Genomic DNA, 10,753 nt, shown 5'->3' on the forward strand with positions numbered 1-10,753 from the left:
GACGCCGGGCCGCGACGGTCGCGCTTGATCGCGGCGGGGCTGGGCGTGCTGACCCTGGCCGGCCTGTTCGTCTTCGGCGCCGTGCGCCTGTCCTCGGCGCAGGCGGTGGAGACGCCGACCCTGGTGCGTCTGGTCCAGGCCGACATCGCCCAGGACTACAAGTGGAGCCCCGAGGCCTATCACGCCATCCTGGGCCGTTATCTGGAGCTGACCGCCCAGCCCGCCGCCGCCTTGCCCGACGTGGTGATCTGGCCGGAGGGCGCCCTGCCGACCACGGCCAACGACCTGTTCGCCTCGCCGGACGCCCAAGCGGTGGCGGCGGCCTTGCAGACGGGCCAGACTCTGCTAGCGGGCCTGAGCCGGGGCGAGCCGGACCCCGGCGCCGAGACCGGGGCTCGCTATTACAACAGCCTGTTCACCCTGCACGACGAAGGAGCGGCGGGCCTGCGCATCGGCCCGATTTACGACAAGCACCGGCTGGTGCCGTTCGGCGAATACCTGCCGATGGGCGAGCTGATGAGCAAGATCGGCGTGCGCAGCCTGGTGCATGTGCCGGCCGACTTCAGCGCCGGTCCGCCGCCCGCGCCGATCAGCCTGGTCAACGCCCCGCCGGTGCAGCCGCTGATCTGTTACGAGAGCCTTTATCCGGGCTTCACGCCAGCGACGGCGGCGACGCGCCCGGCGTGGATCGTCAACGTCTCCAACGACGCCTGGTTCGGCAAGACTTCGGGCCCGCGCCAGCATCTGAACCTGGCCTCCTATCGCGCGCTGGAGACCGGCCTGCCGGTGGCGCGGGCGACGCCGACGGGCGTTTCGGCCATGATCGATCCGTGGGGCCGCATCGTCGAAGGCAAGCGGCTGGACCCCGGCCAGGCCGGGATCATCGACGTGCGTCTGCCGCAGGCGGCGGCGCCGACGCTCTACGGTCGCTGGGGCGATCTGGGGTTCGCCGTCTTGCTGATTATAATGCTGGTCGCGGGGCGACGCCGCGCCGGAAATGCGCAGCTGGGGCGTTAACCCTATCAGGGGGCGTCGTGCCGGCGGCGCCCCTATGACGCGAAAACGCATGACAGAAGCCGAGGGCGGCGGCATGTCGAAAAGAAAAACAGGGAAGAGGGCAGGACATGGTCAGGGGTTCCGGGACTGATGGTCCCCATCTGGTGGATCGGCATGTGGGGCGGCGCGTCTGCGAGAAGCGCATCGCCCTGGGCTACAACCAGACCGATCTGGGCCAGGCGCTGGGGGTGACCTTCCAGCAGGTGCAGAAGTACGAGAAGGGCGCCAACCGGATCTCGGCGTCCAAGCTGTGGGACATCGCCCGCTTCTTTCGCGTGGACATCGGCTACTTCTTCGACGGGCTGACCGGCGCGGTTCAGCCCGGGATGGCCGAGGGCGAGGCCGAGCCCTTCGTGCATGACTTCCCCGCCACCCGTCAGACCATCGAGATCGGCCGCCTGGCGCCGCGCCTGTCGTCGCGCCAACAGAAGCTGGTGGTCGATCTGATGCGTGAACTGATCGAGGACGGGAGCGAAGGCGCGGATTCAGTCTGACGCCTGGGCGAAACCGCAGACAAAGAAAAAGGCGCGGAGCGATCCGCGCCTTTTCCTGTTTTAGAGCCCGCTTGGGATCAGGCGTTCAGCGCTGTCTCTGAGGCGACGATGCGGCTGGCGGCGTGGACCACGGCGCCGATGCGCAGGGCGGCCTGGATCTGGACGTTCGGCACGGCGTGTTTGCGCAGTTCGCCTTCGTGGGCGTCCAGGCAGGCGCCGCAGCCGTTGATGGCCGAGACGGCGGTCGACCACAGTTCGAAGTCCAGCTTGTCGACGCCCGGATTGGCGATGATGTTCATCCGCAGCTTGGCCGGCAGCGTCGTGTACTCCTGGTTCTTCATCAGGTGCAGCGAGCGATAGTAGATGTTGTTCATGCCCATGATGGCGGCGGCGGCCTTGGCGGCGTTCATCGCTTCGGGCGTCATGACGGTCGCGGCCTGGGCCTCGATCAGCTTGACCACGGGGCCGACGCCGATGGCGTGCGCCGAGGCCAGGAAGCTGCCCCACTTCTGCTGATCGTTCAGCACGGTCTCATTGGCCAGCGAGGACAGGTTCAGCGAGATGTCCTTGCCATAGGCTGGGATCAGGTCGCGCAGGGCGTCGAGGGACATTTTCGTGTTCCTTTCAGGAAGCGGCTATCACTCATGACTAGAGCCGCATGGCTTGGGTGGGCGCTCAAGCCGCGAGGCTCCGTGAGCCGAGCATAGCGCCCCCAACAACAAAGCAGGCATGAAAAAGGCGGCGACAGTCGCCCGCCGCCGCCTCTTTCGAGGGGCGGCCCGGACCCTACTCACGCGGTCCGGGCCTGTCTGGACCAGTACTTACGCGGCCAGAGTGTCGCCGCCGACCGGGCGGTTGCAGGCGCACAGCTCGTCGGTCTGCAGGGCGTCGACGACACGCAGGGTGTCTTCCGGCGAACGGCCGACGTTCAGGTTGGTCACATAGACGTGCTGGATGACGTTGTGCGGGTCGACGACGAAGGTCGCGCGCAGGGCCACGCCTTCTTCTTCGTCCAGCACGCCCAGGGCGCGGGCCAGCTTGCCGCCGTTGTCGGCGAACTGCCAGATCGGCAGCTTGCTCAGGTCGGCGTGGTCACGGCGCCAGGCCAGCTTGGTGAACTCGTTGTCGGTCGAACCGCCCAGAACCACGGTGTCGCGGTCCTCGAAGTCCTTGCCCAGCTTGGCGAAGGCGGCGATTTCAGTCGGGCAGACGAAGGTGAAGTCCTTCGGGTAGAAGAAGATGACCTTCCACTTGCCCTCGAAGCTGTCCTGCGTGACGGCTTCAAACGCCGAGACGCCGTTCTCTTCGTGAGCGTTGAAGCCCGGCTTCACACCGATGATCTTGAATTCAGGCAGTTTTTGACCGACGCCGAGCATCGCGCTTCTCCATCCGATGATAAAAGATTTCGGCGGCGTCGATAGGGGAGGACGCCGTCGATGGACAGGGGATCGGCTTTTCCCGGCGTGAAGTCAAATCGATGATTTGACGCATGAGGATAGATTTAATCTATCAAGCCGCGCGTGCTTGATAAGCGAGGCCTGCGAAGCGAATTCAGGCTTCGCTATAAGTTTCTTCTGTGATCGCGAACAAGTTAATCGATTTTCCTTTCCGCCTGAGCGGTCATAGCCTCGAGGCTTCGAACCTGAGGAGGAACGATCATGGACGGCAACACCGACGGGGCCCCCAAGGGCCGCCCGATGAAGAAAGACGCGGTGCGCTCGCTGCTGGGACGCACCAATCGCGACTGGTGGCCCAATCAGATGTCGCTCGACATCCTGCATCAGCAGGGGATCAACGGCGATCCGATGGGCGACGACTTCAACTACGCCGAGGCGTTCAAGTCGCTGGATCTGGCGGCGGTCAAGCGCGATCTGACCGCCCTGATGACTGACAGCCAGCCGTGGTGGCCGGCGGATTACGGCCACTACGGTCCCTTCTTCATCCGCATGGCCTGGCACTCGGCCGGCACCTATCGCACCGGCGACGGGCGCGGCGGCGCGGGCGCCGGCCAGCAGCGGTTCGCTCCGCTGAACTCCTGGCCGGACAACGGCAACCTGGACAAGGCGCGCCGCCTGCTGTGGCCGATCAAGCAGAAGTACGGCGCCAAGCTGTCGTGGGCGGATCTGATGATCCTGGCCGGCAACGTCGCCATTGAATCGATGGGCGGTCCGGTGTTCGGCTTCGGCGGCGGCCGCGCCGACGTCTGGGAGCCGGAAAAGGACGTCTATTGGGGCACCGAGGAGCAGTGGGTCGGCGAAGACGGCAATGAGACCCGCATCCAGCCCGACAAGGGCATGGCGCTGGAAGAACCGCTGGCCGCCATCCAGATGGGCCTCATCTACGTCAATCCGGAAGGCCCCGGCGGCGTGCCCGAAGCCCTGGCCTCGGCCCGCGACATCCGCGAAACCTTCGCCCGCATGGGCATGAACGACGAGGAAACGGCCGCCCTGACCGCCGGGGGCCACACCTTCGGCAAGGCGCACGGGGCCGGCGACGCCAGCAAGGTCGGCGTCAGTCCCGAGGGCGCGGACATCGCCCAGCAGGGCCTGGGCTGGATCTCGGGCCATGAGAGCGGCGTGGGCGATCACACCATCACCTCGGGCATCGAGGGGGCCTGGACGCCGACGCCGACGACCTGGGACATGACCTTCTTCGACATGCTGCTGGACCACGACTATGAGCTGGTCCGCAGCCCGGCGGGCGCCAAGCAGTGGCAGCCGATCGGCAATCCGCCCGAGACTTTGGCCCCGGCCGCCCATACGCCGGGCAAGCGCGTGCCGACGATGATGACGACCGCCGACATGGCGTTCAAGATCGACCCCGAGTACCGCAAGATCATGGAGCGGTTCCGTGCCGATCCGGCCTATTTCGGCGATACGTTCGCGCGGGCCTGGTTCAAGCTGTGCCACCGCGACATGGGGCCGAAGGCCCGCTACCTGGGCGCCGACGTTCCGGCTGAAGACCTGATCTGGCAGGATCCGATTCCGGCGCAGCAGGGGCCGGTGATCGACGCCGCCGACATCAAGGTGTTGAAGGCCAAGATCGCCGCCTCGGGTCTGACGGTGGCGGAACTGGTGCAGACGGCCTGGGCCTCGGCCTCGACCTATCGCGGTTCGGACCATCGCGGCGGCGCCAACGGCGGCCGCATCCGCCTGGCTCCGCAGAAGGACTGGGACGTCAATCAGCCGGAACAGCTGGCCCGCGTGCTGAAGGCCTATGAGGCGATTAAGGCTGAGTTCGACGGTCAGGCCTCGGGCGGCAAGACGGTGTCGATCGCCGACCTGATCGTTCTGGGCGGCGGCGTCGGGGTCGAGACGGCGGCCCGCGCCGGCGGTCATGCGACGGAGGTTCCCTTCGTCCCCGGCCGCACGGACGCCTCGCCGGAGGAGACCGACGTCGAAGGCTTCGCCGTGCTGGAGCCGCGCGCCGACGGCTTCCGCAACTATCTGCAGGTGCGGTTCAACGTGCCGACTGAGGAGCTGATGGTCGACCGCGCCCAACTGCTGGGGCTCAGCGCTCCGCAGATGGCGGTGCTGGTCGGCGGTCTGCGGGTCATGGGCGCCAACTACGGCGGCTCGACCCACGGCGTGCTGACCAATCGTCCTGGCGTCCTGTCCAACGACTTCTTCGTCAATCTGCTGGACATGGGTACGGCCTGGAAACAGGTGGACGACAGCGCCGACGAGGTCTTCACCGGCAATGACCGCGCCAGCGGCGAAGAGTTGTGGACGGCGACGCGCACCGATCTGGTGTTCGGCTCCAACGCCCAGCTGCGCGCCCTGTCAGAGGTCTATGCCTCGGCCGATGCGGGCGAGAAGTTCGTCCGCGACTTCGTGTCGGCCTGGGTCCAGGTGATGAACGCCGACCGCTACGACCTGGCCGCCTAAAAGGGCCGCGAGGCCGAACACCACGCGGGCGCCGTCGATCGGCGGCGCCCGCAAGCGTTCGGAGCTGCATCATGGATTTTGCTCTCTGGGCCGCGAGCCCCTATGTCGCTCGCATGCTCCCCACCCTGCGTCAGCTTCAGTATCTCAAGCTCCTGGCCGAGCACGGCTCCTTCAGCCGCGCCGCCGAAGCCGCTCACGTCAGCCAGCCGGCTCTGTCGGCGGGCGTTCAGGAGCTTGAGAAGATACTGGGCGCGCCTGTCGTCGAGCGCACGCGCGGGGCGGTGATCCTGACCGCCGTGGGCGCCGAGGCGGTCAAGCGGGCTGAGGACGTTCTGGCGCGCACCGAGGATCTGGTGGAGGCCGCCCGCAACGCCGGCAAGCCACTGTCGGGCCGGTTCCGTCTGGGCGTCATCCCGACCGTCGCCCCCTTCCTGCTGCCCAGGACCATGCCGGGTCTGCGCGACCGCTATCCGGGTCTGCGCCTCTTTCTGCGCGAGGATCTTACGCCGCGGCTGATCAGCGCCCTGAAGGCGGGGCAGCTGGACGCCGCCGTCATCGCCCTTCCCTACGACGCGCCGGGCATCGACCACGCCCGTATCGGCGACGATGAAATCCTGGCCGCCGTGCCCGCCGGTCATGCCCTGGACGGCGCCGGGCCCATCCCTGAAGGTCTGCTGAAGTCCGAGGATCTGATCCTGCTGGAGGACGGTCACTGCCTGCGCGATCAGGCCCTGGCGGCGGTGAAGATCGAGGCGCCGCGCGGCGAGGACGTCTTCGCAGCGACCACTCTGCCGACGCTGGTGCAGATGGTTTCGTCCGGCCTGGGGGTCAGCTTCCTGCCCAATATGGCGGTGAAGGCGGGCCTGGCCGATCAGCCCGGCGTGGTCATGCGTCCCATCGCCGAGAACGCCCCGCACCGCGAGATCGTCGTCGCCTGGCGGGCCGGATCCAGCCGGGCCGCTGAGGCGCGCCTGCTGGCCGAGGCGTTGAAGCTGGACTGAGCCGCGTCAGCCGAACAGGCGGCTGTCCCACCAGACCGGCGTCTCCAAGCCCGGCTTGATGCGGGCGAAGTCGGGATGCGTGGTGTTGAAGACGAAATTACGCTCCATCCGGGCCACGACCGAGGGCGTGATCAGCAGGGCCGAACGGCCTTCCGCATGCCAGGCCCGTCCGAAGGCGCGGGCGGCCGCCCCGCCCGGCTCGGCCCAGCCGGGGACCAGGTCCGGGTTGACCACTTCATAGGAGACGCCCGCCGGGATGTGGATCTCCACATGATGCTGGCCCAGCGGCAACTCGCCGCCGAAGTGGACCAGCTTTTCCAGCATGGCGGTGGAATAGTGCTCGGCGGCGTAGATCACCTTCTGGCCCGCCTCGTGCCAGCGGCCGGAAGCCCGGCGCGAGCCGCCGTCGCTCCAGATGGGGTATTCGCCGCGCGGATCGCCGATGCGGAATCCCTTGAGCGCGTCGTCTAGCCGACGGTGCATGCCGGACCTAGACCGCGAAGCCGGCGTCGGCGCGGCGCACCAGATTGATTACCGCCTCGGCCCCCGCCGAACTGGATTGGGCCATGGCCAGGGGGGTGCGGCCGTTCAGCAGCTGATGCGGACGGTTCAGGAAGCGGACCACGGCGGCGCTGTCGCCGCGATAGGCGCGGCCCACGGCGTCGACCACGCGGCCGACCTCGTACAGGCGCTCGCTCATCTCGCGGGACAGGGGCTTGCGGCTGGTGCGGGCGCGCCGCAGCGTCGCCTCGGGAATGATCTGGCCGACCACGCGGGGCATGCCGATGACCTGGCCCAGGGCGGCGGCGGCGGCGGGCTTCAAGCCTTGCGACACCCGCTCGGCCAGGGCCACGTCGTCCATCGTCTCATTGTCGTTCAGGCCCAGAAGCTTGCCGATCCGCGCCGCGTCGCTGGCGGGCAGGGTCTCTGGCGAGGCGTAGAGGTCGAGGGGGGTCATGGCGGCGGCTTTCGTCATCTGACGATAATATGGGCGTCAGACGGCGAGGCGGCAAGGGATGAGTGGAATGTGTCGGTCGGCCTCCAAGAAAAAAGGCCGGCGGATCGCTCCGCCGGCCTTTATTCTGGTTGGTCTAACGCGCTTTCGCGCTGCTTGAGACCCTCTTACTTCTCATCGCCGCGCGCCAGGTTGCGCAGGACGTAGGGCATGACGCCGCCGGCCTTGAAGTAGTCCAGCTCCGTCTGGTTATCGATGCGGCAGCGGACCGGGAAGCGGGCCATCTTGCCGTCCGACGGACGGAACATTTCGACCCACAGATCCTGGCGGGGCTTCAGCTTGCCGACGTTGGCGTCGGTCAGGCCGCGGATGGTGACGATCTCTTCGCCCGTCAGGCCCAGCTTCTGCCAGCCGTCTTCCTTGAACTGCAGCGGGACGACGCCCATGCCGACCAAGTTCGAGCGGTGGATGCGCTCATAGCTTTCGGCGATGACGGCGCGGACGCCCAGCAGGCGGGTGCCCTTGGCCGCCCAGTCGCGCGACGAGCCGGTGCCGTATTCCTTGCCGGCGAAGACGACCAGCGGACGACCTTCCGACTGGTAACGCATCGCAGCATCGTAGATCGACATCGTGTCTTCCGAGGGGAAGTGCTTGGTGACGCCGCCCTCGATGTCCGGGGTGATCTTGTTGCGGATGCGGATGTTGGCGAAGGTGCCGCGCATCATGACTTCGTGGTTGCCGCGGCGGGCGCCGTAGCTGTTGAAGTCCAGGGCGTCGACGCCGTGGTTGGTCAGGTACTGACCGGCGGGCGAGGCCTTCTTGATCGAACCGGCCGGGCTGATGTGGTCGGTGGTGATCGAGTCGCCGAAGATGCCCAGCACGCGGGCCTCGACGATGTCCGTGACCGGAGCGGGCTCCATGGTCAGGCCCTCGAAGTAGGGCGGGTTCTGGACGTAGGTCGAGGTGTCTTCCCACTCATAGGTCTGACCGCCGGTGACGGCGATCGCCTGCCAGTGTTCGTCGCCCTTGAAGACGTCGGCGTAGCGCTTGGCGAACATCTTGGGCGTGACCGACTTCTTCTGGATGGCGGCGATCTCTTCCGAGGTCGGCCACACGTCCTTCAGGAAGACGTCATTGCCCTTCTTGTCCTTGCCGATCGGCTCCTTGGTGATGTCGATGCGCATCGAACCGGCGAGGGCGTAGGCGACCACCAGCGGCGGCGAGGCCAGGTAGTTGGCCTGGACGTCCGGGTTCACGCGGCCTTCGAAGTTGCGGTTGCCCGACAGGACCGAGGTGGCGACCAGGCCGTTGTCGTTGATGGCCTTGGACACGGCCGGATCCAGCGGACCCGAGTTGCCGATGCAGGTGGTGCAGCCGTAGCCGACCAGGTTGAAGCCCAGGGCGTCCAGATCCTTCTGCAGGCCGGCGTCGGTCAGATAGTCGGTGACGACCTGTGAACCGGGAGCCAGCGAGGTCTTGACCCAGGGCTTGGGCTTCATGCCCAGGGCGTGAGCCTTGCGCGCCACCAGACCGGCGGCGATCAGGACTGACGGGTTGGAGGTGTTGGTGCAGGAGGTGATGGCGGCGATCACCACATCGCCGTCGCCGATGTCGAAGCTTTCGCCTTCCACGGCGGCGCGCGGGGCGTCGGTCGGACGGGCGAAGACGCCGGTCAGGGCTTCTTCGAACGACGGGGCGGCGACGGTCAGTTCAACGCGGTCCTGCGGACGCTTCGGACCGGCCAGCGACGGCACGACCGTCGAGATGTCCAGCTCCAGGACGTCGGTGAAGATCGGGTCTTCCGAGGTCTCGTCGATCCACAGGCCTTGAGCCTTGGCGTAGGCCTCGACCAGGGCGACGCGCGCCTTCTCGCGGCCGGTGGCCGTCAGATAGTCGATGGTGGCCTGCGAGACGGGGAAGAAGCCGCAGGTGGCGCCGTATTCCGGGGCCATGTTGGCGATGGTGGCCTGGTCCTCGATGGTCATGCCGGCGATGGCGGGACCGAAGAATTCCACGAACTTGCCGACCACGCCCTTCTTGCGCAGCATCTGGGTGACAGTCAGCACCAGGTCGGTGGCCGTCGCGCCCTCGGGCAGCTTGCCGGTCAGTCTGAAGCCGATGACTTCGGGGATCAGCATCGGGATCGGCTGGCCAAGCATGGCGGCCTCGGCCTCGATGCCGCCGACGCCCCAGCCCAGAACGGCCAGGCCGTTGATCATGGTGGTGTGGCTGTCGGTGCCGACCACGGTGTCGGGATAGGCGACGGTCTTGCGGCCTTCCTCGGCGGTCCAGACGGTCTGGGCCAGGTTTTCGAGGTTGACCTGGTGGCAGATGCCGGTGCCGGGCGGCACGACGCGGAAGTTGTTGAAGGCCGACGAGCCCCAGCGCAGGAAGTTGTAGCGCTCGATATTGCGCTCATACTCACGCTCGACGTTCTGGCCGAAGGCCTGGGCGTTGCCGAAGTGGTCGACCATGACCGAGTGGTCGATGACCAGATCGACCGGGACCAGCGGGTTGATCTTCTTGGCGTCGGCGCCGAGCTTGTCCATCGCGTCGCGCATGGCGGCCAAGTCGACGACGGCCGGAACGCCGGTGAAGTCCTGCATCAGCACGCGGGCCGGACGGAAGGCGATTTCGTGCTCGACGGCGCCCTTGTTCTCGATCCAGGCGGCGACGGCCTTCAGGTCGGCTTCGGTGACGGAGACGCCGTCTTCGTTGCGCAGCAGGTTCTCCAGCAGCACCTTCATCGAGCGCGGCAGGCGGGAAATCCCGGCCAGACCGGCTTCCTCGGCGGCGGGAAGGCTGTAATAGGCGTATTTCTTGCGCCCGACCGCGAGGTCCAGGCGGGTCTTGAGGCTGTCAATCGACGGCATGGAGAGTAGTCCTCTGACAAACGCCGCCCGACAATTCGGTTGCGCCTTCGCGCGCTGGACGTCGGGGCGCACAGGTCCCCGGCGCGCGCGGCGAAAGCCTGCTGCGGCGCTAGCGCATATAGTCCCGCGCGCGAGGGCCGTCCATGTATCCACACCCCTGACGTGGACATTGAGAGAGACTCGCAAATGTTGACCCGTCTGGAGATCGCGGGCCTGAGCCTTTCGCGCGGCGAGCGGCGGCTGTTCGGCGGCCTGTCCTTCGCCCTGTCGGCGGGCGAGGCGGCGGCCCTGACCGGAGCCAACGGGGCGGGCAAGACCAGCCTGCTGCGCGCGGTGGCGGGCTTTATCCGACCCGATGCGGGCGCGGTCGTTTTTCATGATGCGGGCGGCGAGGTCGAGGCCGAGACGGCGCGGCGCGCGGCGCTTCACCTGCTGGGCCACCACGAGGGCCTGAAGCCTCAGCGCACGGCGCGGCAGGAGTTGGGCT

The 10,753-nt window shown here is 67.3% G+C and carries 10 protein-coding genes; 5 read left to right on the forward strand and 5 right to left on the reverse strand.

Annotated elements, in window-relative coordinates; genetic code table 11:
* Both lnt and RT567_RS08770 read left to right on the forward strand, forming a co-directional pair.
* The coding region (gene lnt / locus RT567_RS08765; RefSeq protein WP_313575824.1) for an apolipoprotein N-acyltransferase at positions 1-1,017 on the forward strand (1,017 nt) is incomplete at its 5' end.
* A 107-nt stretch (positions 1,018-1,124) separates the two neighbouring features.
* The gene (locus RT567_RS08770; protein WP_313575826.1) at positions 1,125-1,550 is read left to right on the forward strand and encodes a helix-turn-helix domain-containing protein; all 426 of its coding nucleotides are present in this window, start codon (positions 1,125-1,127) and stop codon (positions 1,548-1,550) included.
* A 77-nt stretch (positions 1,551-1,627) separates the two neighbouring features.
* Here the strand turns inward: RT567_RS08770 and RT567_RS08775 are convergent, their stop codons facing one another.
* Together RT567_RS08775 and RT567_RS08780 are read right to left on the reverse strand one after the other, a co-directional pair.
* The gene (locus tag RT567_RS08775; RefSeq protein ID WP_313575828.1) at positions 1,628-2,161 is read right to left on the reverse strand and encodes a carboxymuconolactone decarboxylase family protein; all 534 of its coding nucleotides are present in this window, start codon (positions 2,159-2,161) and stop codon (positions 1,628-1,630) included.
* 210 nt (positions 2,162-2,371) lie between these two features.
* Positions 2,372-2,926 (reverse strand): peroxiredoxin, encoded by a 555-nt coding sequence (locus tag RT567_RS08780; protein ID WP_313575830.1) that lies wholly within the window; start codon positions 2,924-2,926, stop codon positions 2,372-2,374.
* Between the two features lie 282 nt (positions 2,927-3,208).
* Here RT567_RS08780 and katG point away from each other — a divergent pair, with 282 nt between their 5' ends.
* Positions 3,209-5,437 carry a catalase/peroxidase HPI gene (gene katG, locus RT567_RS08785; protein WP_409516160.1) on the forward strand — a complete coding sequence of 743 codons (2,229 nt, stop codon included), beginning with the start codon at positions 3,209-3,211 and terminating at the stop codon, positions 5,435-5,437.
* A gap of 113 nt (positions 5,438-5,550) precedes the next feature.
* Positions 5,551-6,438, forward strand: a complete 888-nt coding sequence (locus RT567_RS08790; RefSeq protein WP_313575842.1) for a hydrogen peroxide-inducible genes activator — start codon at positions 5,551-5,553, stop codon at positions 6,436-6,438.
* Between the two features lie 6 nt (positions 6,439-6,444).
* On the opposite strand, the gene RT567_RS08795 is transcribed toward RT567_RS08790, so the two are convergent.
* The 3 genes from RT567_RS08795 to acnA all read right to left on the reverse strand — a co-directional run bounded on the left by RT567_RS08795 (position 6,445) and on the right by acnA (position 10,266).
* A complete protein-coding gene (locus tag RT567_RS08795) occupies positions 6,445-6,921 on the reverse strand; it encodes an RES domain-containing protein (RefSeq protein ID WP_313575832.1) in 477 nt (158 codons plus the stop codon).
* 7 nt (positions 6,922-6,928) lie between these two features.
* Positions 6,929-7,396, reverse strand: a complete 468-nt coding sequence (locus RT567_RS08800) for an antitoxin Xre/MbcA/ParS toxin-binding domain-containing protein (protein WP_313575834.1) — start codon at positions 7,394-7,396, stop codon at positions 6,929-6,931.
* 164 nt (positions 7,397-7,560) lie between these two features.
* Positions 7,561-10,266: an aconitate hydratase AcnA gene (gene acnA / locus RT567_RS08805; protein WP_313575836.1), complete on the reverse strand. Its 2,706-nt coding sequence runs from the start codon at positions 10,264-10,266 to the stop codon at positions 7,561-7,563.
* A 186-nt stretch (positions 10,267-10,452) separates the two neighbouring features.
* On the opposite strand from acnA, the gene RT567_RS08810 reads away from it, so the two are divergent.
* On the forward strand, positions 10,453-10,753 hold a 301-nt coding region (locus RT567_RS08810; RefSeq protein ID WP_313575838.1), incomplete at its 3' end, for an ATP-binding cassette domain-containing protein.

This window comes from Brevundimonas sp., assembly GCF_032107865.1.
Lineage (GTDB): Bacteria > Pseudomonadota > Alphaproteobacteria > Caulobacterales > Caulobacteraceae > Brevundimonas.

Coding starts and splice junctions, on each gene's coding strand:
- RT567_RS08770 (WP_313575826.1), top strand. CDS start 1,125: ATGGTCAGGGGTTCCGGGACTGATGGTCCCCATCTGGTGGATCGGCAT.
- RT567_RS08775 (WP_313575828.1), bottom strand. CDS start 2,161: ATGTCCCTCGACGCCCTGCGCGACCTGATCCCAGCCTATGGCAAGGAC.
- RT567_RS08780 (WP_313575830.1), bottom strand. CDS start 2,926: ATGCTCGGCGTCGGTCAAAAACTGCCTGAATTCAAGATCATCGGTGTG.
- katG (WP_409516160.1), top strand. CDS start 3,209: ATGGACGGCAACACCGACGGGGCCCCCAAGGGCCGCCCGATGAAGAAA.
- RT567_RS08790 (WP_313575842.1), top strand. CDS start 5,551: ATGCTCCCCACCCTGCGTCAGCTTCAGTATCTCAAGCTCCTGGCCGAG.
- RT567_RS08795 (WP_313575832.1), bottom strand. CDS start 6,921: ATGCACCGTCGGCTAGACGACGCGCTCAAGGGATTCCGCATCGGCGAT.
- RT567_RS08800 (WP_313575834.1), bottom strand. CDS start 7,396: ATGACCCCCCTCGACCTCTACGCCTCGCCAGAGACCCTGCCCGCCAGC.
- acnA (WP_313575836.1), bottom strand. CDS start 10,266: ATGCCGTCGATTGACAGCCTCAAGACCCGCCTGGACCTCGCGGTCGGG.